General features: G+C 70.4%; 25 protein-coding genes. 15 read left to right on the forward strand and 10 right to left on the reverse strand.

From position 1 onward, the window contains the following. The first annotated feature begins 4 nt into the window (after nucleotides 1-4). Entirely contained in the window at nucleotides 5-985 is a 981-nt protein-coding gene (gene whiA / locus Pmi06nite_RS27020; protein ID WP_203955944.1) for a DNA-binding protein WhiA, read from the forward strand. Nucleotides 986-988: 3 nt separating this feature from the next. On the opposite strand, the gene Pmi06nite_RS27025 is transcribed toward whiA, so the two are convergent. After that, nucleotides 989-1,813, reverse strand: a complete 825-nt coding sequence (locus Pmi06nite_RS27025) for a hypothetical protein (protein WP_203955945.1) — start codon at nucleotides 1,811-1,813, stop codon at nucleotides 989-991. A gap of 210 nt (nucleotides 1,814-2,023) precedes the next feature. On the opposite strand from Pmi06nite_RS27025, the gene gap reads away from it, so the two are divergent. The 8 genes from gap to Pmi06nite_RS27065 all read left to right on the forward strand — a co-directional run bounded on the left by gap (nucleotide 2,024) and on the right by Pmi06nite_RS27065 (nucleotide 8,036). Next, on the forward strand, nucleotides 2,024-3,028 hold the full coding sequence (gene gap / locus Pmi06nite_RS27030) for a type I glyceraldehyde-3-phosphate dehydrogenase (RefSeq protein ID WP_203955946.1): 1,005 nt from the start codon (nucleotides 2,024-2,026) through the stop codon (nucleotides 3,026-3,028). Continuing rightward, the gene (locus Pmi06nite_RS27035; protein WP_203955947.1) at nucleotides 3,028-4,215 is read left to right on the forward strand and encodes a phosphoglycerate kinase; all 1,188 of its coding nucleotides are present in this window, start codon (nucleotides 3,028-3,030) and stop codon (nucleotides 4,213-4,215) included. The genes gap and Pmi06nite_RS27035 overlap by 1 nt, the downstream gene beginning before the upstream one ends. Further along, nucleotides 4,212-4,994, forward strand: a complete 783-nt coding sequence (gene tpiA / locus Pmi06nite_RS27040) for a triose-phosphate isomerase (protein ID WP_203956104.1) — start codon at nucleotides 4,212-4,214, stop codon at nucleotides 4,992-4,994. The genes Pmi06nite_RS27035 and tpiA overlap by 4 nt, the downstream gene beginning before the upstream one ends. 112 nt (nucleotides 4,995-5,106) lie before the next feature. Continuing rightward, entirely contained in the window at nucleotides 5,107-5,337 is a 231-nt protein-coding gene (gene secG / locus Pmi06nite_RS27045; protein ID WP_142572490.1) for a preprotein translocase subunit SecG, read from the forward strand. Nucleotides 5,338-5,411: 74 nt separating this feature from the next. Beyond that, complete coding sequence (locus Pmi06nite_RS27050; RefSeq protein WP_203955948.1) at nucleotides 5,412-5,759, forward strand: RNA polymerase-binding protein RbpA; 348 nt, start codon at nucleotides 5,412-5,414, stop codon at nucleotides 5,757-5,759. A 281-nt stretch (nucleotides 5,760-6,040) separates the two neighbouring features. After that, nucleotides 6,041-6,454, forward strand: a complete 414-nt coding sequence (locus Pmi06nite_RS27055; RefSeq protein ID WP_203955949.1) for a YncE family protein — start codon at nucleotides 6,041-6,043, stop codon at nucleotides 6,452-6,454. An 843-nt stretch (nucleotides 6,455-7,297) separates the two neighbouring features. Then, the gene (locus Pmi06nite_RS27060; RefSeq protein WP_203955950.1) at nucleotides 7,298-7,618 is read left to right on the forward strand and encodes an IPT/TIG domain-containing protein; all 321 of its coding nucleotides are present in this window, start codon (nucleotides 7,298-7,300) and stop codon (nucleotides 7,616-7,618) included. A gap of 16 nt (nucleotides 7,619-7,634) precedes the next feature. Then, nucleotides 7,635-8,036, forward strand: a complete 402-nt coding sequence (locus Pmi06nite_RS27065) for an IPT/TIG domain-containing protein (RefSeq protein ID WP_203955951.1) — start codon at nucleotides 7,635-7,637, stop codon at nucleotides 8,034-8,036. Nucleotides 8,037-8,045: 9 nt separating this feature from the next. Here the strand turns inward: Pmi06nite_RS27065 and Pmi06nite_RS27070 are convergent, their stop codons facing one another. Then, complete coding sequence (locus tag Pmi06nite_RS27070; RefSeq protein WP_203955952.1) at nucleotides 8,046-9,650, reverse strand: amidohydrolase; 1,605 nt, start codon at nucleotides 9,648-9,650, stop codon at nucleotides 8,046-8,048. A gap of 170 nt (nucleotides 9,651-9,820) precedes the next feature. Next, nucleotides 9,821-11,227: an NAD(P)/FAD-dependent oxidoreductase gene (locus tag Pmi06nite_RS27075; RefSeq protein WP_203955953.1), complete on the reverse strand. Its 1,407-nt coding sequence runs from the start codon at nucleotides 11,225-11,227 to the stop codon at nucleotides 9,821-9,823. Nucleotides 11,228-11,412: 185 nt separating this feature from the next. Here Pmi06nite_RS27075 and Pmi06nite_RS27080 point away from each other — a divergent pair, with 185 nt between their 5' ends. Further along, nucleotides 11,413-12,468, forward strand: a complete 1,056-nt coding sequence (locus Pmi06nite_RS27080; protein ID WP_203955954.1) for a GNAT family N-acetyltransferase — start codon at nucleotides 11,413-11,415, stop codon at nucleotides 12,466-12,468. Between the two features lie 59 nt (nucleotides 12,469-12,527). Here the strand turns inward: Pmi06nite_RS27080 and Pmi06nite_RS27085 are convergent, their stop codons facing one another. Continuing rightward, nucleotides 12,528-13,121 carry a Clp protease N-terminal domain-containing protein gene (locus Pmi06nite_RS27085; protein WP_203955955.1) on the reverse strand — a complete coding sequence of 198 codons (594 nt, stop codon included), beginning with the start codon at nucleotides 13,119-13,121 and terminating at the stop codon, nucleotides 12,528-12,530. Nucleotides 13,122-13,377: 256 nt separating this feature from the next. On the opposite strand from Pmi06nite_RS27085, the gene Pmi06nite_RS27090 reads away from it, so the two are divergent. Next, nucleotides 13,378-14,289 (forward strand): hypothetical protein, encoded by a 912-nt coding sequence (locus Pmi06nite_RS27090; protein WP_203955956.1) that lies wholly within the window; start codon nucleotides 13,378-13,380, stop codon nucleotides 14,287-14,289. A 200-nt stretch (nucleotides 14,290-14,489) separates the two neighbouring features. Next, nucleotides 14,490-15,644, forward strand: coding sequence for a hypothetical protein (locus Pmi06nite_RS27095; RefSeq protein WP_203955957.1), 1,155 nt, complete (start codon nucleotides 14,490-14,492; stop codon nucleotides 15,642-15,644). Here the strand turns inward: Pmi06nite_RS27095 and Pmi06nite_RS27100 are convergent. From Pmi06nite_RS27100 to Pmi06nite_RS27110, 3 genes are read right to left on the reverse strand one after another with little or no spacing between them, the layout of a single operon-like run. Continuing rightward, on the reverse strand, nucleotides 15,611-16,267 hold the full coding sequence (locus tag Pmi06nite_RS27100) for a response regulator transcription factor (protein WP_203955958.1): 657 nt from the start codon (nucleotides 16,265-16,267) through the stop codon (nucleotides 15,611-15,613). The two genes, Pmi06nite_RS27095 and Pmi06nite_RS27100, sit on opposite strands and share 34 nt — an antisense overlap. Further along, nucleotides 16,264-17,508, reverse strand: coding sequence for a sensor histidine kinase (locus tag Pmi06nite_RS27105; protein WP_203955959.1), 1,245 nt, complete (start codon nucleotides 17,506-17,508; stop codon nucleotides 16,264-16,266). The genes Pmi06nite_RS27100 and Pmi06nite_RS27105 overlap by 4 nt, the downstream gene beginning before the upstream one ends. Before the next feature lie 46 nt (nucleotides 17,509-17,554). Beyond that, nucleotides 17,555-18,106, reverse strand: a complete 552-nt coding sequence (locus Pmi06nite_RS27110) for an SLATT domain-containing protein (protein WP_203955960.1) — start codon at nucleotides 18,104-18,106, stop codon at nucleotides 17,555-17,557. A gap of 319 nt (nucleotides 18,107-18,425) precedes the next feature. On the opposite strand from Pmi06nite_RS27110, the gene nthB reads away from it, so the two are divergent. Genes nthB through Pmi06nite_RS27125 form a run of 3 tightly spaced genes read left to right on the forward strand, consistent with a single transcriptional unit; the run spans nucleotide 18,426 to nucleotide 20,058 of the window. Further along, nucleotides 18,426-19,091, forward strand: coding sequence for a nitrile hydratase subunit beta (gene nthB / locus Pmi06nite_RS27115; RefSeq protein ID WP_203955961.1), 666 nt, complete (start codon nucleotides 18,426-18,428; stop codon nucleotides 19,089-19,091). Further along, nucleotides 19,088-19,684, forward strand: coding sequence for a nitrile hydratase subunit alpha (nthA, locus tag Pmi06nite_RS27120; protein WP_203955962.1), 597 nt, complete (start codon nucleotides 19,088-19,090; stop codon nucleotides 19,682-19,684). The genes nthB and nthA overlap by 4 nt, the downstream gene beginning before the upstream one ends. After that, nucleotides 19,681-20,058, forward strand: a complete 378-nt coding sequence (locus Pmi06nite_RS27125) for a nitrile hydratase accessory protein (protein ID WP_203955963.1) — start codon at nucleotides 19,681-19,683, stop codon at nucleotides 20,056-20,058. Before nthA ends, Pmi06nite_RS27125 begins: the two co-directional genes overlap by 4 nt. A 36-nt stretch (nucleotides 20,059-20,094) precedes the next feature. Here Pmi06nite_RS27125 and pgl read toward each other — a convergent pair whose 3' ends face one another. The 3 genes from pgl to zwf all read right to left on the reverse strand — a co-directional run bounded on the left by pgl (nucleotide 20,095) and on the right by zwf (nucleotide 23,567). Then, nucleotides 20,095-20,871 carry a 6-phosphogluconolactonase gene (gene pgl, locus Pmi06nite_RS27130; protein WP_203955964.1) on the reverse strand — a complete coding sequence of 259 codons (777 nt, stop codon included), beginning with the start codon at nucleotides 20,869-20,871 and terminating at the stop codon, nucleotides 20,095-20,097. 61 nt (nucleotides 20,872-20,932) lie between these two features. Then, nucleotides 20,933-21,847, reverse strand: coding sequence for a glucose-6-phosphate dehydrogenase assembly protein OpcA (locus tag Pmi06nite_RS27135; protein ID WP_239114235.1), 915 nt, complete (start codon nucleotides 21,845-21,847; stop codon nucleotides 20,933-20,935). A gap of 52 nt (nucleotides 21,848-21,899) precedes the next feature. Then, nucleotides 21,900-23,567, reverse strand: a complete 1,668-nt coding sequence (gene zwf, locus Pmi06nite_RS27140; RefSeq protein WP_203955965.1) for a glucose-6-phosphate dehydrogenase — start codon at nucleotides 23,565-23,567, stop codon at nucleotides 21,900-21,902. Between the last annotated feature and the right edge of the window lie 6 nt (nucleotides 23,568-23,573).

Here is a 23,573-nt window from a genome sequence, read left to right on the forward strand (position 1 = left end):
GCAGATGGCCATGACGGGTGTGGTGAAGGACGAGCTGAGCCGCCTTTCGGTGCTCAAGCCTTGCTGTCGTAAGGCCGAGGTATCGACGCTGCTGCGGTTCGCGAGCGGACTGCACCTCGTCGGCGGTCGGATCGTGATCGAGGCCGAGCTGGACACGAACGTGACGGCCCGCCGGCTGATCAAGGACATCGGCGAGGTGTTCGGTCACCGGGCCGAGGTGCTGGTGCTGGCGCCGGCCGGTCTGCGCAAGGGCTCGCGGTACGTCGTGCGGGTCTACAAGGACGGCGAGGCCCTCGCCCGGCAGACGGGACTGATCGACAACCACGGCAGGCCGGTCCGCGGGCTGCCGCGTCAGGTGGTGTCGGGGGCGACGTGCGACGCCGAGGCCGCGTGGCGGGGGGCGTTCCTGGCCCACGGCTCGCTCACCGAGCCCGGGCGCTCGATGTCGCTGGAGGTGACCTGTCCGGGGCCGGAGGCGGCGCTGGCCCTGGTCGGATCCGCGCGGCGGCTCAAGATCCACGCCAAGGCGCGCGAGGTGCGCGGCGTCGACCGGGTCGTGGTCCGCGACGGCGACGCGATCAGCGCCCTGCTGACCCGCCTGGGGGCGCACGACAGCGTCCTCGCCTGGGAGGAACGGCGGATGCGCCGCGAGGTCCGGGCGACGGCCAACCGGCTGGCCAACTTCGACGACGCCAACCTCCGCAGGTCGGCCCGGGCGGCCGTCGCGGCGGGCGCCCGGGTGCAGCGTGCCCTGGAGATCCTGGGCGAAGACGCTCCCGAGCATCTCGTGGTGGCGGGCCGGCTGCGGGTCGACCACAAGCAGGCGTCGCTGGAGGAGCTCGGCCAGATCGCGGACCCGCCCCTGACCAAGGATGCGATCGCGGGGCGGATCCGGCGGTTGCTGGCCATGGCGGACAAGCGGGCTCAGGACATCGGCATCGCCAACACCGAGGCCAACCTCACGCCCGACATGCTCGCTCCCTGAGCGTCAGCTCTTGACCTTCTCCGGCTCGCTGCCCGCCGCACCGCTTGTGACGGCGACGGGCTCGAGGTCCGGCTCGGGCGTGGGCTCGCTGTCCGCCACGTCACCCGTGACGGCGACGGGCTGAGGGACGGCCTCGGGCTCGGTGACCGGCTCAGGCGTCGGCTCGCTCTCCGGCGCATCGTCTTCAGAAGACTCAGCTTCGGCAGTCTCAGCCTTGGCGGCCTCAGCTTCGGCGGTGTCAGCCGTGATGGTCTCGGCCTTGGCGGCCTCGGGCTCGGTTGCCGCGGCCTCCGTCGCTTCGCCCTGGGCGATGTTGTCGGCCACCTGGGACGCGTCGCCCTGTGCCGCCGCCGAGGTGTCGGCGACGGCCACGGTGACCGGCGCGGCGCCCTGCAGGGCGGACTTGACGCGAGCGTTCACAAAAGAGAAGCCGGCGGACGCGCCGACCGCCCAGATCAGCACGGTGATGATGTCGACGAGCTCGCCGATGTTGTCCCAGACCAGGGTGAATGCCTGCCCGTAGGACAGCGTGAGGCCGACTTCGGTCGCCATCTTGACGGCCAGCGCGACGTCTCCGGCGAAGGTGCCGATGACCCCGCCGGCGAGTGCGATGACGGCCGCGATGGCCGGCAGAGCGGGGTGGGCGGGCTTGACGGCCATCATGGCGAACCCGACAAGGATGGCGATGCCGATCGTGCCGTAGCTGAACTCGCGCGCGGTGACGTCGATGATCACCGCGTAGAGGCCGGCTCCGAGGACCGCGGCGACGAGACCGGCGACGATGCCGGGGACCAGCCCGCTCTTCTGGGCCGGGGGATTCTCATACATGGGGGGATTCCTGAGGGAGAGGATGATTACTGCGACAAGCCGGGCACCTTACCCCAGACGCTGACTCATGGTGTGCGCTTTACCTGACCGTGGCATGACCCACCCGCGCGTGGTCTAGTCCAATTTGCGTCCGATAAGGTCTGTCATTGAGGTTTCACGCCAGCCATGTCGCCGGAGTGCCGGCGCACGACGTACGAGGAGATCGGATCCGTGAGCATCCGCGTGGGCGTCAACGGCTTTGGCCGTATCGGCCGCAACTTCTGGCGCGCAGTGGCGGCCAGCGGTAAGGACATCGAGATCGTCGCGGTCAACGACCTGACCGACAACGCAACGCTTGCCCACCTGCTGAAGTACGACAGCATCCTGGGCCGCCTGCCGTACGAGGTGAAGGCCTCGGCGGACGAGATCACCGTCGACGGCAAGGCGATCAAGGCCTTCGCCGAGCGTGACCCGGCGAAGCTGCCCTGGGGCGACCTGGGCGTCGACGTCGTCGTGGAGTCGACCGGCCTGTTCACCGACGCCACCAAGGCGCGCGTGCACGCCGACAACGGTGCGAAGAAGGTCATCATCTCCGCTCCGGCGAAGAACGAAGACGTCACCGTCGTCATGGGTGTCAACCACGAGACCTACGACCCCGCGGCGCACACGATCATCTCGAACGCCTCGTGCACCACCAACTGCCTGGCCCCGATGGCCAAGGTCATCAACGACACCTTCGGTATCGAGAAGGGTCTGATGACCACCATCCACGCCTACACGCAGGACCAGAACCTGCAGGACGGTCCGCACAAGGACCTGCGGCGCGCCCGCGCGGCGGCGCTGAACATCGTCCCGACCTCCACGGGCGCGGCCAAGGCGATCGGCCTGGTGCTGCCCGAGCTCAAGGGCAAGCTCGACGGCTTCGCGCTGCGTGTGCCGATCCCCACGGGCTCGGCGACCGACCTGACCGTCGAGGTCAAGCGTGAGACCTCGGTCGAAGAGGTCAACGCCGCGCTGAAGGCGGCCGCGGAGGGCCCGCTCAAGGGCTACCTGTCCTACACCGAGGACGAGATCGTCTCCTCCGACATCGTGACCGACCCGTCGTCGTGCATCTTCGACTCCGGCCTGACCAAGGTCATCGGCAACCAGGTCAAGGTCATCGGCTGGTACGACAACGAGTGGGGCTACTCCAACCGCCTCGCCGACCTGATCGAGTACGTGGGCGCCTCGCTCTGATGATCGGAATCGACGAGCTCGATGTGAAGGGTCGGCGCGTCTTCGTGCGCGCCGACCTCAACGTCCCCCTTGACGGGGAGACGATCACCGACGACGGGCGGATCCGGGCGTCGGTGCCGACGATCAAGAAGCTGCTCGAGCGTGGCGCCAAGGTGATCGTGGGCGCCCACCTCGGCCGCCCCAAGGGCGCTCCCACGCCGAAGTACTCCCTCGCCCCGGTCTCCCGGCGGCTTGCGGAGCTGCTCGGTGAGGACGTGGCGTTCGCGACCGACGTGGTCGGCGAGTCGGCGGTGAGCGTGACCGAGGCACTCCAGGACGGCCAGGTGGCGCTGCTGGAGAACCTGCGGTTCGAGCCCGGCGAGGAGTCCAAGGACGACGCGGTCAGGGGCGAGTTCGCCGACAAGCTGGCCGCTCTCGCCGACCTGTACGTCGGCGACGGCTTCGGCGCGGTGCACCGCAAGCACGCCAGCGTCTACGACGTGCCGCAGCGGCTGCCGCACGCGGCGGGCGACCTCGTGCTGACCGAGGTCGAGGTGCTCAAGAAGCTCACCGAGGACCCGGCCCGGCCGTACGTCGTGGTCCTGGGCGGTGCGAAGGTCTCCGACAAGCTCGGTGTCATCGCCAACCTCCTGGCGAAGGTCGACCGCCTGCTCATCGGCGGCGGCATGGCCTACACCTTCCTCAAGGCGCAGGGCCACGAGGTCGGCAACTCGCTGCTGCAGGAGGACCAGCTCGACCAGGTCCGCGGCTTCCTCAACGAGGCCGCGTCCCGTGGAGTCGACCTGGTGCTCCCCGTGGACGTGCTGGCCGCCACGCATTTCGCGGTGGACGCGCCCCACGAGGTGGTCGACGCCACCGCGATCCCGGCTGACCGGGAGGGCCTGGACATCGGCCCGAAGACCCGTGAGCTGTTCGCCGCGAAGCTGGCGGACGCCGAGACGGTGTTCTGGAACGGCCCCATGGGCGTGTTCGAGTTCGAGGCGTTCTCCGGTGGCACCCGTGCCGTCGCGGAGGCGCTGGTCCGGTCCGGTGCGTTCACCGTCGTCGGCGGCGGCGACTCGGCGGCCGCGGTGCGGCTGCTCGGTCTCCCCGAGGACGGCTTCTCGCACATCTCCACCGGCGGCGGCGCCAGCCTCGAGTACCTCGAAGGCAAGACGCTGCCCGGGCTCGCGGCGCTGGAGGCATAGTGGCGCGCAAGCCTCTGATGGCCGGCAACTGGAAGATGAACCTCAACCACCTCGAGGCCATCAACCTGGTGCAGAAGCTGGCGTTCTCGCTGACCGACAAGGACTTCGACGCCGTCGAGGTCGCGGTGCTCCCGCCGTTCACCGATCTGCGCAGCGTCCAGACGCTGATCGACGGTGACAAGCTCCGGATCGTGTATGGCGGGCAGGACCTGTCCCATCACGACTCGGGCGCCTACACCGGGGACATCTCCGGGGCGATGCTCGCGAAGCTCGGCTCGACCTTCGTGCTGGTCGGGCATTCCGAGCGCCGGCAGTACCACCATGAGGACGACACCCTCTGCAACGCCAAGGTGAAGGCGGCCTACCGGCACTCGATCACGCCGATCCTGTGCGTCGGCGAGAAGCTCGAGATCCGCAGGGAGGACCGCCACGTCGAGCACACGCTCGCGCAGCTTGACGGGGCGCTCGAGGGCATCACGGCCGAGCAGGCCAAGTCGCTCGTGGTGGCGTACGAACCGGTATGGGCGATCGGCACCGGCGAGGTGGCGACCCGTGAGGACGCCCAGGAGGTCTGCGGGGCCATCCGGACGCGACTCGCCGGGCTGTATGGGGACGAGGTGGCCGCGTCGGTCCGTATCCTTTACGGAGGCTCGGTAAAGGCGGACAACATCGCCGGCATCATGGCGGAGCCCGACATCGATGGCGCCCTCGTCGGAGGGGCCAGCCTCGACCAGGGAGAATTCGTCAGGATTTGCCGCTTTGGGGAGATGTCTGGCTAGCTGGGCCGTTTAGGGGGTACGAGTTGACAACAAGTCGTACCCTCATAGTGCAAGATTGAATCGTCACGCCGATGGCGTCGTGTACACGCCCGTAAATAGGAACAGGTCTACGGTGACAATCGGAATCTCCATCGCCCTCATCCTGTCGAGCGCTCTGATGGTGCTGCTCGTCCTGCTCCACAAGGGCAAGGGCGGCGGTCTCTCAGACCTGTTCGGCGGCGGCTTCACGTCGTCCTTCGGCGGGTCGTCGGTGGTCGAGCGTAACCTGGACCGACTGACCGTCATCACGGGCGTGGTCTGGTTCGTCTGCATCATCGCGCTGGGTCTGCTGCTCAAGCCGTAGCGGCTTCCTCTGGCAAAGCGTGACCTGGATTCACCTCCCCGTGTCCCCGGGGCGATCGAGCAAGGAGTTCATCCGTGGGTAGTGGCAACGCGATCCGTGGCAGCCGAGTCGGAGCCGGCCCCATGGGGGAGGCCGAGCGTGGCGAGGCAGCCCCCCGCGTGCGGGTCTCGTTCTGGTGCGCCAACATGCACGAGACGCGCCCCAGTTTCGCCAGTGACGCGGCCGTCCCTGAGCACTGGGACTGCCCCCGGTGTGGGCTGCCGGCCGGTCAGGACGAGGCCAATCCGCCCGCCCCGCCGCGGAACGAGCCGTACAAGACGCACCTCGCGTATGTGAAGGAGCGTCGTAGCGACACGGACGGCGCGCAGATCCTCGCCGAGGCTCTTGAGCGCCTGCGTTCGTCCTCCCGCCCGATCTACTAGGTCGTACGGCACGGAAGCCAAGAAGTCCCCGCGACGGAACGGTCGCGGGGACTTCGGCGTGTTCAGGGCAGGTAGTGCTGTATTGGCCAAGCGACAGGTCATGAGAGTGCAAGTCAGCGTGCCACGTTCCGGGATGGGGTGCTGTCGGACGTAGAAGGGGAACTCGATCATCGTCGATGTGGAGGCCCCCGTGCTGGCGGTTGGATGAGAGTCGCGACCAAGAATCCATACCCGAGGTCCCGCGGCCTCGGGTCGTACATGAAGTCGGGGTCGGGGCCGGGGTGGCGGTCGCCGAGACACGTGGGTACACCTACGTGACGAACTCGGCCGCGAACACGGTCTCGATGATCGACACCGCGACCGACAGCGTCGTGGCCACCATCCCCGTGGGCGTGAGTCCAGAAGAGCTGGCGGTCTCGCCTGGGGGCACCCGGGCCTACGTCGCCAACGGGGGTGACAACACCGTGTCGGTGATCGACAGGGTCGCCAGGCGCGTCATCGCCACCGTTCCCGTCGGGAGCGCTCCCTTCGCGGTGGCGGTCAGCGGCAACGGCACGCGGGCTTACGTGACCAACGCGGCCTCCAACACGGTGTCGGTGATCAATACCAGCGCCAACAGCATCGTGACCACGATCCCCGTCGGTGGCTTTCCCCCCGGGTGGCCGTCAGCCCTGGCGGCACCCGCGCCTACGTGACCAACCTCAGCAGCAACGGCTCACGCGTCCCAGAGCCAGGGCGGAGGGTGGACATCCGATCGTTCCGGTGATCGGGACGTGCACATCACCGGGCTGTCGTATTTCGTTATCAACACTGATTCATATGAATATCATCAAATGGCGGTGGAAATGACTTTGGACCGCCACTTGGAACCCCAAATTTGAGGGGGATGCGCAAAGATTCTTCGGGAGGCGGTGACGACATGTCGCGGCCTCCCGTCATGTTCGGCCTCTGCCCGGACGTCGTCCCAGGTGCGATTTCCCCCGTCCATCGCAGATGACGTTTCGCCGCGGCGGCGGCATCGTAATTCACGCATACCGTTTGGTGGATTTCCTCTTTACTCGATATTGCTGCATGGATTCTGATCGCATCAGCAGTAATCCTCGGTCGCGCAGACACGGCGTCTCGGCTCATCGTGGGGGCTCGCAAGGGTTGATGATCGCCGCTTCGCGTGGGGTAGAGGGTCGGCGAGGCTTCTGCCGATCAGTCCGGCCTGACGTTCCTGCGAGGTCCGGGGGGCACCATGCGATTCATTCCTCCGTAGCGGCCTCGAGCACCGCGTGTCCGCGGCTCTCAACTGGTGGCTCGATTTCGATTCCACCGGCCGCCGTTCATGATCCGGCATGATCGCGTCCTGTCGCGATCACGAGCCGGAATTCCGGTGAATTCCGTGTCGTGAACACCGTGCGGAATTTCCGCGGGACAATTCTTCGATCGCCGGGTTCCATGCCGTGAATACATCCGGCATGGCCGGGCGAGCCCCATGGGGAAATGAAGGCAGCCCGCAGTTTTTGGAGCGTTCCAAGAGAAAGGCCGCTCTGATGGCGCCTGTCATCACGTCACTCAGCGCAGCTCCCCAGAACACCAACCAGGGAGGTTACGGTCAGACCCTCACCATCAACGGGACGGGCCTGACCGGAACCACCAGCGCGAAGATCGGGTCGCGCACCGTCGCCACCAGTTCCAACGTCGGCGGAACGGTCGTCACCTGCACCATCCCCTCCGGTTGCGGTGCGGCGAGCGTCAACGTCGTCAGCCCCACCGGCGCGACCCTGCTGACCACCAACCGGGTCCAGTTCGGCGGGGTCACGGGCACTCTCACGCCGCCTACCAGCGACGTCGAGATCACGGCGACCCCCTGAGCATCACCCCGCTCGGATGAAGTTCGGCTCGGCCACGGCCTCGTTCACTGTGAACTCCGGTACGCAGATCACCGCGACGGCACCCAGTGGTGCGGGTCCCGTCCATGTCACGGTCACCACGCCAGGGGGGACCAGTCCGGTGAGCGACTGCACCGCCTACACCTCCGTGGGGACCCCCGTCGTCACGGCCCTGAACCCGAATCAGGGACCGGTCGCAGGAAGCAACTCGGTCACCATCGCGGGCTCGGTTTTCACCGACGCCACCGACGTCTTCTTCGGCGCCGTGCGCGCCCCCTTCTCGGTCGTCTCCGACTCGCGGATCGTCGCCACGGCGCCGGCCGGCGCCGGATCGGCCCTCGTCACGGTCGCCACGGCCGGCGGCGCGAGTTCCCCGGGCGTCCCCTACACGTACGTGTGACCCTCGTCCTCAGCCGTGGACCTGCTCGCCGTCGACGAAGGTCATCCGTGCCTGCGCCGTCCAGATCTCGGCGGGGTCGAGCGTGAAGGGATCGCGGTCGAGCACGACGAGGTCGGCCGGGCGGCCTTCCTCGATCACGCCCGCGGGGGACCGGTTCAACCAGGCCGAGCCGGCCGTGTACGCGTTCATGACCGTCCTGAGGTCGATGCTCTGGCCGGGCAGGAAGGGTGTCTGCGCGGTCGGGTAGGACGCGTGGACCGAACTGCCCGGCTCGGTCCGGTTGACCGCGACGTGCATGCCCTGGATCGGGTCCGCCGACGAGACGGGCCAGTCCGAGCCCGCCGCGAACCGGGTGCCGTGCCGTACGAGATCGGCGAAGGGGTACTGCCAGGCCGACCGCTCCTCACCGAGGAAGGGGATGCACAACTCGTCCATCTGGGCGTGGTGGGTCGCCCAGAGCGGCTGCAGGTTCGCCGTCACGCCGAGCGCGGCGAAACGTGGCACGTCCTGCGGCGTGATGATCTGCAGGTGGGCGATGTGGTGCCGGTTCTCCGGATGCGTGCCGGACAGGGCGTCCAGCGTCTCCCGTACGGCACGCTCCCCGATGGCGTGGAAGTGGACCTGGAAGCCGAGGGCGTCGAGTTCCTGGACGTAGCCCTTGAGCAACCCCGGATCGACGTACGACAGGCCGGTGCCGCCGCAACGGCAGTAGGGCTCGATGACGGCCGCGGTGAAGTTCTCCGCGATGCCATCCTGCATGATCTTCACCGCTGTGGCGCGGAACCGGTCGAGACCCTCGGCCTTCGCGCGTCGCTCGACGAGGTCGGGGATCTGCTCGGCGCCTCGCGTCCTGTCCCACCACAGGGCGCCGACGACGCGTGCCTTCAGTCGTCCGGCGGCGGCGGCCTCGATGTAGGTGGGCAGGTTGTCGTCCGATCCGGCGTACGAGCCGACGATCGCGTCCTGCCAGCCGGTGATCCCGAGCGAGAAGAGGTATGCCTGGGCGTCGAGGAGGGCCGCGTCGGCGTCGGCCGGGGTCGGACGCGGAGTGAGCAGGCCGACCAGGTCCATGGCGCCCTCGTGCAGGACGCCGCTGGGACTGCCGTCGGGGTCGCGCTCGATGCGACCGTCGGCGGGGTCGGGGGTGTCCCGGGTGATCCCGGCCACTTCCAGCGCGTGGGTGTTGACCCATGCGGCGTGGTGGTCGCGCTGGATCAGGTAGGCGGGCCGGTCGAGGAAGTCGAGCTGGGATCGGTGGGGGAGGCCGTTGGGGAAGGCAGACATGTCCCAGCCGCCGCCATCGATCCACTCCTTATCCGGATTTGTCGTGGCATATTCGGCGACTTTCGCCACGTACGCGTCCAGGCCGTAGATCTCTGACAGTTCGCACTTCGCCCGCTCGAGCCCCGCCTGCACGGGGTGGATGTGGGCGTCGGTGAACCCCGGCGTCAGCAGGCCGCCTGCGAGATCCACGGGCTCGGCTCCGGGCGAGAGCCGTACGAGATCGGACTCGGTGCCGACGGCCGCGATGAGGCCGTTTCTGACGAGGACCGCCTCGGCGAAGCCGTCCGGGGTGAAGGCGCGGCCGCCACGGAAAAGGATGTCACTGCTCACAGGCCTGGTGCCCTTCTGGGTGGTGCGAACTGCATGATCACGAATGGTGTTTTCTCAGGTCAGAGTAGTCGGCGCCGAATCTGCGCATGATCACGATCGACGTTTGGCGAGGTCATCGGCCCCATCTCCGAAGGTGTGCATGATCACGGCGAAAGGTTGGTGGGGGTGGGTCAGTGGCCGGTGATCTTATTGGCGATCTTGGCGAGGGTGGATGTTCTGGTCATTCCCCGGTTCTCGCGGGCGTCGGCCAGGCGGTAGAGGCGGTACATCGAGTGCACGCCGAGCCAGCGCAGGGGCTCGGGCTCCCAGGCGCGGACACGGCGGTCGACCCACGGCAGCGCGGTCAACTCGGTGTCCCGCCTCAGGACGAGGTCGCACAGCGTGCGCCCGGCCAGGTTCGTGGTGGTCACCCCGTGCCCGGTGTACCCCCCGGCCCAGCCGAGGCCGGTCGTGTGATCCACGTGGACGGTCGCGCACCAGTCACGCGGCACACCGAGCACGCCGGACCACGCGTGCGCCACCCGCGACGAGCCGACGGCGGGGAAGAACGAGGTGAGCAGGTCCCAGAGGGCGTCGACCGTCCAGGCGTGGGTGTGCCCGCGCTCGTCGACCTTCGATCCATAGAGGTACGGCTTGCCTCGGCCGCCGAAGGCGATGCGGTCGTCGGCGGTCCGCTGGGCGTACATGTAGTAGTGCGCCATGTCGCCGAGCAACTCGCGGCCCGCCCAGCCGATGGAGTCCCACACCTTCTCGGGCAGCGGCTCGGTGACGATCATCGAGCTGTTCATCGGGAGCCAGTCGCGGTGATGCCCGCGGATGGTCGCGGTGAATCCCTCGGTGCACCGCAGCACGTGGCCGGCGGTCACCGTGCCGTGCGGCGTGACCGCCCGGCCGCGGGTGATCTCCGTCACCGGCGTCCGCTCGTAGATCTCCACCCCCAGATCCCGTACGGCCCGGGCCAGCCCACGGGCGAGCTTGGCGGGCTGGATCCGGGCGCAGTGGGGACTCCACGTCGCGCCGACAGCGCCGTTCACCCGGAGGCGCGCGTCCATCTCCTCAGGGGGGAGCAGGCGCACGTCCTCCTCGGTCCAGCCCCAATCCCGCTGCCAGGCCAGGTCCTCCCGCAACCGCCCGGCCTGGGCCGCGGACCTGGCCACGGTGGTGATGCCGCCCTTCACGATGTCGGCCTCGATGCCCTCCTCGGCGGCCACCCGGACCACCTCGTCGACCGCTCCGAACATCGAGCGCTGCAGCCGCCTGGCCGCGTCCGGGCCGTGGGTCTTGGCATACCTCTCCGGCGTGCCGGCGAGTGCGCCGGTGAGCCACCCGCCGTTGCGCCCGGACGCCCCGAAGCCGGCGAACTCCTTCTCCAGCACCACGACCTTGAGCGACGGTCTGGCCTTCTTCAGGTAGTAGGCGGTCCACAGGCCCGTGTAGCCCGCTCCCACGATGGCCACGTCGGCCTCGATGTCGCCCCCCAGGGGATCGCCGGGCACGGGGAGTCCGAGCGAGCGATACCAGAACGACACATCACCGTTGACGAAACCCGGAGAAAGTGGAGCACTCATGGTGGACATCCTGCTATATCCGTTCTGTCCAGCGCATCACGCAACGGAAGTCGTTGGCCAATCGCGATGATTATGCGGATAACAGCAGCTATATGAGTGTCTATCCATCCGAAACGACTGGCTCACTGTTGCGTAGCAATCGCGTAACAGAGGTGCGTCAAGCTGGGGTCAGCACAACGGAGGGAGCGGCACCGATGGGGTTCTTACGGGTCCGGACGACGGTCGACGAGCGGCCGGGACGTCTCGCCGCGCTCGCGGCGGCCCTCGCCGAGAAGGGCGGGAACATCCTCGGCCTGTCCGTCCAGCCGGATACGGACGGCACGGTCGACGAGTTCGTGACGGAGATCCCGGCCTCGCCTGATGTGGTGCGTGAGGCGCTGGAGGCCGCGGGAGGCCGCCGGGTCCAGGTCGTGCCGGCCACGGCGCACGAGTTGACCGACGAGCCGACCCGCGCCCTGCTGCTCGCCGCCCGGCTTCGGTCGACGCCGTGGCGGCTGCCCGAGGTCCTCGGGGAGTTGCTCCGGGCCGACGACTCCCGCTGGGTTTACGGAGCCGACCCCGGACGGCCCCGAGGAGACGCCGAGGCCGGGGATCTGCCCGATCCCACGCTGCTGGTCGTCCCCGTGGCTCCGCGCCGGGCGATCCGGCTCCGCCGTGCCGGGCTGCCCTTCACCCTGACCGAGGCGGCCCGGGCCGCCGCCCTCGTACGGCTCGCGCAGCCGCCCGCCGAGGTCGCTCCCGCCGAGGGGCCCCTGCGATTGGCCGACGGCGCAGAGGTGCTGATCAGGCCCCTCACCTCGCTCTACCGGGAGGCGCTGCGCGACCTGCACGAGCGCTGTTCACCGGAGACGCGGCGGTTCCGCTACTTCACGGCCATGCCGACGCTCCCGCCGAGGGTGTTCGACCGGCTCTGCGACCGCAGCCGCGGCCACTCGCTGGTGGCGGGGCACGACGGTCAGGTCGTGGCGGTGGCCTCCCTGATGTTCACCCCCGATCCGGGCATCGCGGAGATCGCCTTCCTGGTGGAGGACCGCTGGCAGGGACGCGGTATCGGCACCGCGATGGCCCGCATGATCATGCAGGAGGCGCGCGACCTCGGGTTCGCCGAGGTGCGGGCGAGCCTGCTGTTCGACAACGCCCGCATGCGCAGGCTTTTGACCTCCCTCGGCGCGACGCTCACCCACACCGAGGATCCCGGTGTGATGGAGGCGCGGATCGCCGTGGGTGTGATGGCGGCTTCTTCGAGCTGAGCCGTCACATGTGATCCATCCTGGTCCGGTGAGGCTCAGGGAACACCGGGCCAGGATGATCACTCAGCGGAGCCGGGAGGGCCGGGGTCCGGCGGCGCGTTCATCGCGTCGAGGCGGCGCTCGATGCGCTCCACGGCCTCCTGCAGCCGGTCGACCTTGGCCACGAGCGAGGGCCCCACGGACGGGAAGGCCCCGGAGTGGCCGCCCGCTTCGCGCTGGAGCCGGGTCTCCTCGACGACCTTCTGCCGGATCCGGTCGAAGTCCACCCCGCGCGCGATGAGCACCCGGGCGCCGACCCCGCCGCCTTCTCTGATCAGGCCCAGCAGGATGTGCTCGGTGCCGATGTAGTTGTGGCGGAGGTTCAGGGACTCGCGGAGCGAGAGCTCGAGGATCTTCTTGGCCCGCGGCGTGAACGGGATGTGCTCGCCGGGACCCGGGGCGGCCCCCCTTCCGATCATCTCCCTGACGTCTTCACGCAACGCGTCAAGCTCGACGCCCTCCTCGTGGAGGATCTTGGCGGCCACCCCCTCGCCCTCGTGGACGAGGCCGAGCAGGACGTGTTCCGAGCCGATGTAGCTGTGGTCGAACATCCTCGCCTCCTCTTGGGCGAGAAGCACGACTCGGCGGGCTCGGTCGGTGAAGCGCTCGAACACGGGAGGCCTCCGTCGTTGGCGGTGCTTCCACTATGCGTCAGGAGGACCCCTCGACGGCAGCGCGAACCGCTGGAGAATGCCGTTCCAGCTTCGCCGTACGGCCTGGTCGGCCGATGGGGCGGCGTACGCGGCGCGGGGGACGAGGTGGGAGAAGTGCGGCGGGAGGGACGAGGTGGGAGGGACGCGGCGCCTGAACGCGGTGCGAGGACCGGCGGGACGGTGGACGTGAGGCACCACGACGGGTACAGGTGGACCCATGGATCTCGACGCGGCAGCCGACCGGTTGTACGGCCTCGCGCCGGGCGAGTTCGTCGCCGCCCGTGACGCACTGGCCAAGGAGGCCAAGACGGCCGGTGACGCGGCGCTCGCCCGTCAGATCTCCGCGCTGCGCCGGCCCACGGTCGTCGGCTGGGCGGTCAACCAGGCGGCGCGGCGACACCCGGAGGAGCTCGACGAGTTCCTCGATGTGGGCGCGCGCCTCCGCGAGGCCTGGCGGAGGCAGGACGCCGAGGCCCTGGCCGCCCTCACCCAGGAGCGGTCGGCGGCGACGGCCCGGCTCGCCCGCCTGATCCGGCAGGACGCGGAGGCCGACGGGCAGCCGCTCTCGGGAACGGCCGGCACCGAGATCGAGCAGACACTGGACGCCGCGGTCGTCGACGAGACCGCCTCGGACCAGGTGCGGCAGGGACGGCTGGCCCGGGGGTTGAGCTACAGCGGCTTCGCCCCGGCACCGGTGGTCAGGCCGGTGCGGGCGCGTCCTGCGGAGGCCGGCGCCGGAGCGCCCTCGAGCGGACGGCGTGCCGGTGGGCCCCCGAGAGAGAAGGCCGCGAAGGAGAGGGCCGCGAGAGAGAAGGCCGAGCGCGAGCGCAAGGAGCGGGAGAAGGCCGCGGCCGACGCCCGGAACGCCGCGGCCGAGGCAGGAGAGGGCCACTCGTCCTGGGAGGCCGAGCTGGCGGAAGCCGTAGGGGAGCACGACCGGCTGGCGGACAGGGTGGCCGAGCTTTCCGGCGAGCTCGCCGCGGCGAAGGACCGGCAGGCCGTGGCGCGGCACCGGCTCGACGTGGCCAGGCGTGAGGAGGACCGCGCCCGGCGGGCGGCCGAGTCCGCCCGCCTCCGCGCCGACCGGGCCGAGGCGGCGCTCAGGGATCTTCCGCCTGCTGAGGACTGAGCCGCGTGAAGCGCCGCAAGAGGGACAGGATGATCGGATTGCCGCGAGGCTCCCGCCCGCCCGCGTGAAGGGCGTCCCGGCCTGGGCCCGCGGGGATCCCCCGTGCGGGGGAGGCGGTTCCCATCGTGAGGGGAGTCGCGGAAACCGCCCCGTGGCGATCGTGGGATGTGCACACCACACCTCCCACGAAAGGGCCCGTCATGCCGACTCCCTCGATCACCCCTGCCGCCTCGGCCGCCGGCGACCCCGGCGCGGCACGCCGGAGACTCGACGGGGGCGCCGCGCCGCCGGACTCGCGCCGAGTCGGCTGGACCGGCTACGCGGCCGTCGTCTGGGCGGCGACGTACGGCATCCTCGCGCTCGTCTGGACGCTGACCGGCAGCGGATTCCCATTCGGGCGCGACGACCCCATGGCACTCCTTCACGGCATCAGGCCGGAGGTGGGCGCCCCCGTCTTCGCCGCCGTCCTGCTGGCCGCCGCCGTCGCGGCCCTGGCCATGGCCGGGCGGCACGCCGTACGGCTGAGCGGCGCTCCCCGAGCCCTCCTGCTGGGCTTCGGGTACACCGTGGCCGTCGTCCTGCTGGCGGTGGTGCCGAGCGCGGACGCGCTGGCCCTGACCGGATACGCGCCCATGCTGATCATCGGCGCCCCGTTCGGCTGGCCGCCGGACGTCGACTACGCGCGCGTCCTCGACTGGACCCTGGCCAACGAACTGTGGTGCATGGCCGGGGGCTACCTGCTCGGGTTCGCGGTGTTGTCCTGGCAGCGCCGCAGCCGCGGGGCCTGCGCCCGGTGCGGCCGCCGCGGAGGCACGGCCGACCACGCGCGGATCGTCACGTGGGGCCGCAGGGCGACCCTCGTCGCCGTCGTGGTGCCGCTGCTCTACGCCGCGAGCCGCCTGTCCTGGCTGGCGGGAATCCCGCTCGGCATCAGCGACGAGATGTTGCGCTCGTTGCGTGACAGCGGAGGCGTCTGGGCCGGCGCGGGACTCGGGGCGTTCGCCGTCGTCGGCGCGATCCTGACCCTTGGGCTGATCCAGCGCTGGGGCGAGGTGTTCCCGCGCTGGATGATCGGCCTGGCCGGACGGCGGGTGCCGATCAAGCTCGCGGTGATCCCGGCCGCTTATGTCGCGCCCATCGTCGTCTCCGCGGGCCTGAGCATCGCGACCTCGGCCAAGATCTGGCACACACCCGGATACAGCAAGCTGCTGGTCGTCACGCACATGTTGTGGCCTCTGTGGGGAGTCGCCCTCGCGCTCGCCGCCTACGCCTACCACCTGCGGCGGCGTGGGGCCTGTGCCACCTGCGGGCAGGGGAGCGCTCAGCCCGCGGGGCTGACGAACCCGGACTCGTAGGCGACGATGACCGCCTGCGTGCGGTCGCGGGCGCCGAGCTTGCCGAGCACGTTGCCCACATGCGTCTTGATCGTCTCGGCCCCCAGCACGAGGGCCGAGGCGATCTCGGCGTTCGACAGCCCGGTCGCCATCAGCCGGAGGATCTCGGTCTCGCGCTCGGTCAGGCGGGCCCGGCGGAGCCGGTCACCGGCCGGCCCGCCGGAGCCGTAGGCGGCGGCCAGGCGCCGGATGGCGGCGGGGAAGACCACCGACTCCCCGCCCGCCAGCACCCTGATCGCCTCGACCACCTCGGCCGGCCGGGTGCGCTTGAGCACGAACCCGCTCGCGCCCGCGCGGAGCGCCTCGTACACGTAGTCGTCGTTCTCGAAGGTGGTGATGACCAGCACCTTCGGCGGCTCGCCCGACGAGGCCAGCAACCGGCGGGTGGCCTCGATGCCGTCGATGGCGGGCATCCGCACATCCATCAGCAGCACGCCGGGCCTGGTGCGGGCGACCATCGCGGGCACCTCCGCCCCGTCGGCCGCCTCACCCACCACCTCGAGGTCGGGCTGCGCGTCGATGACGACCCGGAGCCCGACCCGGATCAGCTCCTCGTCGTCGGCGATCGCCACCCTGATCGTCATGACCGTCCTCCCGTAGGCAACCGCACCGTCACCCGCCACTGCCCGATTTCCGGCCCGGCCGTCATGGTGCCGCCGAGCAGCCGTACCCGTTCGCGCATCCCTTCCAGGCCGCGGCCGCCCTCCCTCGGCGGCTCCGGACGCGTGACCGGATTGGCCACGTCGATGACGAGCAGGTGGCCGCCGACGGTGATGCGCACCGCCACCGGCACCCGGCCCGCATGGCGCAGCGCGTTCGTGAGGCTCTCCTGGACGATGCGATAGCCCTCACGCGACACGGTGGCGGGCAGATCGTCCACCGGTCCCTCGATCTCGGCGCTCACCTCGACGCCGGTGCCGCGTGCGTGGGTCATCAGCCCGTCGAGGTCGGCGAGCCGGTGACCCGGCGCACGCTCGGCGGCCTCGCCGTCCCTGAGCATGCCGAGCAGGCGGTCGAGGTCGTCGGCCGCCGCGCGCCCGGTGTCCTCGATCGCGGCGAGGGCGCGGCGTGCGAACGCCGGATCGTCGTCGAGCACCTCGCGCGCGGCCGCCGCCTGCAACGTGGTCACCGTCAGCGCGTGGCCAATGGAGTCGTGCAACTCCCGGGCCAGGCGATTCCGCTCGGCGAGCCGTACGGCCCTGGCCTCCAGGGCGGCGATCCGCTCGGCGGGCGACGGGCCGAGCAGCACCGGGGCCATGATCGCGGCGAGCGCTCCCAGCCCGGCCACGGCGTAGCCGACGCAGACGATCATCACGGCACCGAGCAACGCCAGCCAGCCGGAGTCGTGCTCGTCCAGCGGACCCAGCCGAAGACCGGCGAGCGACTCGCCGCCGATGCCGAGGTGCTGCCCGATGAAGAGCACGGCCGTCGTCAGGGGGACGAGCAGCAGCGCCGCCACCAGCCCCCCGATCGTGAGATGCAGCGTGAACCACAACGCGGCACGCAGCCTGGTGTCCCCCGCCTCCCGTACCGGCTCGGCCGTCGCGGGAGGGTCAGGCAGGCAGACGCCGAGCAGGGAGCGCGCCGCCACGATCTCGAGGGCTCGCGTGCCCCGCAGGAACGGCGGCACCGCGGCGACCACGAGCGCGACGGCGAGCACGAGCAGGGTGAGCTGCAGGGGCATCTGCGGAGCGGTCAGCAACTGCGCGAAGGCCGCGCCCACCAGCACGTACGGCAGCAGCAGGACGGCCCCGAGCAACAGATGGACACCGCGCCGGTAGGTCGTGCCGCTGACGAGCGGGCCGACCAGCACGCGGATCCTCACCCGAGTCATTCTGGCCGAAATCGCGTCGAGCGCGGCTCGAGCGGCCTCAGCGATTGCCGGTCTGGTTGTTGAGTTGCGCCACCGCGGTCTGGAAGTCGTTCACCCACTCCGAGGTCTCCTCAGCGGTGATGACCGAGATGTCGGACATGAACGTCCGGAGCAGCGCGAGGTAGTCGTGAACCGACGACTGGTCCGGGCCGATGGCGTCGCGGGCGTTCATCGCGGCCCAGTCGAGCTGGAACTCCACCAGCCGGTGCTGGATCCGCTGTGTGGTCACCATGTCGCGCATCCACCCGGACGACAGGCCGAGGAAGTGGTCGAAGGCGATGCACACCCCGGCGGCGGCCAGCAGCACATAGCCCCAGGCGAGGCTGCCGCCGGAGCTTCCCGCCGTCGCCAGCGGCTGGAGGGCGCCCGCCGCTCCGAGCACGATGGCCAGGCCGCGCAGGATCCGCGAGGCCACACGCTTGCGGACCCGGTCGGCGAGGTACCAATCCGCGTTCGCGATCGCCCTGGCCTCGGCGCCGGCGTACATCTGCCGCAGAGCCTCCTCAGGAGCGCGCCACTGCTCCGGGGTGAGGAGGGGGAAGGGAGGCACATCCCGCCGCCCGCGGCGATCGGAGACACTTGGACGCGTCCGCTTCTCGGGGCCAGGACCCTCGGCGGTCTCCGTGCGAGGCTCAGGTCGCGACCGGTCTCGGGTGGTCGTGGGCTCGTCGGGCATGGTCACTCGTCTCCCGCGGCAGGGGCCGCCACAGCCATGCCGGCGGGGGGTCGCACCGGCGCGGCCATCATAGGGGAAACGCCGGACGACGACCTCTGTCACCCATGTTGACCTGCACGAATGATTACTCGGCGCCCGCGCTTAGACGCTGTGTTGAAGGTCTGTCTGCCATCGTGGATCGAGGGGTGATGGCATGGACAGGATCGCCGACATGGGGGGCACCCGGGGGTGGGGTCTCACTCATCCGCCGAGGATCGACGAGCCGGTCTTCGAGGAGCGCTGGCAGGGCCGGGCGTTCGCGCTGGGGATCCTCGCCATTCCGGTGGCCGGGTGGAACGTGGACGCGTTCCGGCACGCGACGGAGCGCCTGGACCGAACCGCCTACCTGGACGACGGCTACTACGGCCGCTGGCTCAACAGCGCGGAGCTGATGCTCACCGAGAGCGCCATCCTGGCGCCGGACGCGATCGACGCCCGGGCCCGCAACCTGCGCGGCGAACACGTCGAGGAGCCGCCGACACCCGAACCCGCCAGGCCCGGCTACGCCCCCGCCGCCGAGGGTTCGCTGCGAACCGTGGACGCCGCCCCGGCCTTCGCCGCGGGCGAGAGGGTGCGCGCCAGGGACATGTCGCCGCCCGGGCACACCAGGCTTCCCGCCTACGCGCGCGGGCACACCGGAGTCGTCGAGCTCGTCCAGCCCGCCGAGGTGCTGCCGGACACGAACGCCCACTTCCTGGGGGAGAACCCGCAGTACGTCTACTCGGTGCGGTTCGACTCGCGTGAGCTGTGGGGCGCCGGCGCCGAACCCTTCGCCGTCACCGTCGACCTGTTCGAGAGCTATCTGGAGAAGATCGCATGACCTCCGACGGATCCGCGGAACGCCTTTCACCGGCGCTGCGCACCGAGGCTCTCGAACAGCTGCTCACCGAGCGGGGCCTGGTCGACCCGGACGCGATGGACAGGCTCATCACCCGGTACGAGACCAACGTGGGCCCGCTCAACGGCGCCAAGGTGGTCGCCAGGGCGTGGACCGACCCGGCGTATCGGCGGCGGCTGCTCGACGACGGGACGGCCGCCATCGCGGAGCTGGGCTTCGGGGGACCGCAGGGCGAGTGCATCGTCGTCGTGGAGAACACCGCGACCACCCACAACGTGGTGGTCTGCACGCTGTGCTCGTGCTACCCGTGGCCGGTGCTCGGCCTGCCGCCGAGCTGGTACAAGGACCCCGCCTACCGCGCGCGGATCGTCCGGGAGCCGCGCACGGTGCTGTCGGAGATGGGCCTGGAGCTCCCCGGCGACGTGCAGATCATCGTCCGCGACTCCACCAGCGAGGTGCGCTGGCTGGTGCTCCCCGAACGCCCGGCCGGCACCGAGGGCCTGACCGAGGAACAGCTCGTTCCCCTGGTCACCCGCGACGCGATGGTCGGCGTGGCCAAGGTCGAGGCGCCGTGACCGCCCCGCTGAGCGTCGAGGGCCCGGCCGCGCCGCCCCGGTCCAACGGCGAACTGGTGTTCGCCGAACCGTGGGAGAGCCGCGCGTTCGGCATGGCCGTCACCCTGTACGAGGAGGGTGTGTTCACCTGGCAGGGCTTCCAGGCGGCGCTGATCGCCCGGATCGCGGCCTGGGAGGCCGCACCGGCGGGCGAGTGCTGGAGCTACTACCGGCACTGGCTCGGCGCGCTGGAGGACGTGCTGGCCGGCGGCGGCACCGTGTCCGCCGGCGAGGTCACCGCACGGGCCCAGGCGCTGGCCCGGCGCCCCACCGGCCACGACCACACGCACGGCCACGACCACGCGCACGACCATCCGGACGACCACCCGCACTGACCCGGCGAGGGGAGCGCCGAGCGCTCCGGCCGTACGTCAGGGAGAGGCGATGCGGCCCAGCGTGGCCGGGATCTTGGCGGCGGACGCCCGGTCGAGCAGGAAGAGCGTGCCGTGCCGCCCCCTGGCTCCGGCCGCGGGGACCTGCATCTGGCCCGCGGTCGACAGTGCCAGATGGACGGCCTGCGCCTTTTCCCCGCCGCCCGCCACGACCCACACCTCGCGTGCGGCGTTGATGGCCGGGAACGTGAGCGAGATCCGGGTCGGCGGCGGCTTGGGCGAGCCGTGCACCGCGACGACCGAGCGGTCCTTCTCGTAGAGCGCCGGCTGGCCCGGGAACAGCGAGGCGACGTGGCCGTCCGGCCCCATGCCGAGGAGCAGGAGGTCGAACTGCGGCACCGGGCCGTGGTCCTCCGGCCTGGCCGCCTTCGCGAGCTCTATGGCGTACGACTCGGCCGCCTCCTCGGGGGTCAGGCCCGAGTCGGGGCCCGGCATCGGGTGGACGCGGTCCGGGTCGAGGTCGACGTGGTCGAGCAGGGCCTGACGGGCACCCGTCTCGTTGCGCTCGGGATGGCCGTCGGGGAGGAAGCGTTCGTCTCCCCACCAGATGTCCAGCGCCCGCCAGTCGATCGCGTCGCGGGCCGCGGTGGCGGCCACGGCGGCGAGCGTCGCGATGCCGACGGTGCCGCCGGTCAGCACGACGTGGGCCGACCCGCGGGCGGCCTGGGTGTCGACCAGCCGGGTGATCAGGCGGGCGGCCGCGGCCTGGGCCAGCACCTCGGCGTCGCGGTGGACGATGACGGTGGGAACGCTCATGACGATTTCTCTTTCACGTGCGTGGTGGCCGGGGAGCCCGTGCGGGCTCCCCGGCCGCGGGTCAGTGGGCGGACACCTTCGCCAGCTGCTGGATCGCCGAGAAGTAGGTCTCGTCGGGATCCAGCCGCCGGAGTTCCTCGGCGAGCAGCTCCGAGAGCGGCCTGCGGGTCAGGGCGACCCGCCGGTCGGGCTGACCGGGCTTCGACAACGTCGCCAGGCGGGCGTCGGACCTGCTCACCTTGAGCTCTCCGCCGCTCGCGATGGCGAGCCGCACCGCGGTGAGGCCCGGCCCCGGGGACTCGGCGACCTCGATGGGGGCGCCCAGCCGCTGCGACAACCACGCCGCGAGCAGCGGCGCGCTGGGGTTGCCGGCGGCGGCCTCCACGACCCCCGACTCGATCGTGCCGACCGGCTGGTCGAAGGCCGCGGCGAGCAGGCTCCGCCACGGCGTCAGCCGGGTCCAGGCCAGATCGGTGTCCCCGGGGACGTAGCCGTCGAGCCGTGTGGTGATGGCCTTGACCGAGTCCCGCGCCGCGCGGGAGTCGGTGATGCGCCGGCTGGCGAGCTGCCCGACGGAATCCTTCGCGGGAACCGCGGGGGAGGCGCCCGGCCACCAGACGACGACCGGCGTGTCGGTGAGCAGCAACGGCGTGATGACCGAGTCGGCGTGCCCGGTCAGCTTGCCGTAGAGGCGCAGCAGCACGATCTCGCCGGGGGAGGACTCGCCCACCCTGATCTCGGCGTCGAGCCGGTTGGCCTCGGCCGGATCGCGGTTGATGACCACGAGTATGCGCGAAGGGTGCTCGCGCGCCGCGTCGGTCGCCGCACGGACCGCGTCGTACTGGCCGGCCTCGTCGACCACCATCACCAGCGTCAGCACCATGCCGACCGCGGGCGCGCCCATCTGGTGCCGCAGCCGGGTCAGCGTCGAAGAGATCTTCGACGCCGTCGTCTCTGTCAGGTTGAAGGTCGTCACCGTGCGCTCCGCTCGTTCAGCGTTCCTGCCGGATGGCCGGCCGTCGTCCGGTTCACATCCGCCTCCAGGCGCGGCCGTCCCTGGCCAGCATGGCGTCGGCCGAGGCGGGGCCCCAGCCACCGGCGGGGTACCCCTCGGGCTGGCCGTGCTCCGCCCAGTACTTCTCGACCGGATCCATGATCATCCAGGAGAGCTCGACCTCCCGCTGGTGCGGGAAGAGCGGCGGGTCGCCGATCATGACGTCGAGGAGCAGGCGTTCGTACGCCTCGGGGGAGGACTCCATGAACGACTCGCCGTAGGCGAAGTCCATGCTGACGTCCCTGACCTCCATCGCGGTGCCCGGCACCTTCGACCCGAACCGCACCGTGATGCCCTCGTCCGGCTGGACCCGGATGACCAGGGCGTTCTGCCCGAGGATCTCGGTGTCGTCCTTGCTGAACGGCAGGTGCGGCGCACGCTCGAACACGATGGCGACCTCGGTCATGCGGCGGCTGAGCCGCTTTCCGGTGCGCAGATAGAACGGCACACCCGCCCAGCGGCGGTTGGCCACCTCCAGCCGCATCGCCGCGTAGGTCTCGGTGATCGACTCCGGTGGGATGCCGTCTTCCTCCAGGTAGCCCACGACCGGCTCACCGCCCTGCCAGCCCGCCGCGTACTGACCGCGGGCGGTGCCGGTGCCGAGGTCGGCGGGAAGCTGGACGGCCCGCAGCACCTTCTCCTTCTCGCGGCGCAGCGCGTCGGCGTCGAAGGAGATCGGATCCTCCATCGCGACCAGCGCGAGCAACTGGAGCAGGTGGTTCTGGATCACGTCCCTGGCCGCGCCGATGCCGTCGTAGTAGCCCGCGCGGCCGCCGATGCCGATGTCCTCGGCCATCGTGATCTGGATGTGGTCGACGTAACCGCGGTTCCAGATCGGCTCGTAGAGCGTGTTCGCGAACCGGAGCGCCAGGATGTTCTGGACGGTCTCCTTGCCGAGGTAGTGGTCGATCCGGAAGACCGACTCCTCGGGGAAGACCGCGTTGGTGATCGCGTTCAGCTCGCGGGCGCTCTGCAGGTCGTGGCCGAACGGCTTCTCGATGACCACGCGCCGCCACGACCCCTCGGGGGCCTTGGCGAGGTCGGTCCGCTTGAGCTGCTCGATCACCGTGGGGAAGAACTTCGGGGGCACCGAGAGGTAGAAGGCGTAGTTGCCGCCCGTTCCCCGCGTCTGGTCGATCTCCTTGAGCATCATCGACAAGACGTCGAAGGCGCCGTCGTCGTCGAACTCGCCGGGGCAGAAGTGGATGCCCTCGCGGATCTGCTTCCAGACCTCCTCGCGGAACGGCGTCCGCGCGTGCTCCTTGACCGCCTCGTAGGTGACCTGCGCGAAGTCCTCATGCGCCCAGTCACGGCGGGCGAAGCCCACCAGGGAGAACCCGGGCGGCAGCAGCCCCCGGTTGCCCAGGTCGTAGATCGCGGGGAGCAGCTTGCGCTTCGCGAGGTCGCCCGTCACGCCGAACAGCACGAGCACGTGCGGGCCGGCCACGCGGGGGAGCCGCTTGTCGCGGGGGTCGCGCAGGGGATTGAAGGCGATCGTCTCCTCGGTCGTGGCGACGGTCGCCACCTGGGCCGCGATCGCGGTCGAAGGCTCGACCGGCGCGGCGGGAATGGTCGTGGGGGCCTGCGGTGTCACGGATACCTCCGGCTCGGCGGTCTCCGCCGGCCCTGTCGGCTCGGTCATGGAGCC

The organism is Planotetraspora mira (assembly GCF_016863275.1).
Taxonomy (GTDB): domain Bacteria; phylum Actinomycetota; class Actinomycetes; order Streptosporangiales; family Streptosporangiaceae; genus Planotetraspora; species Planotetraspora mira.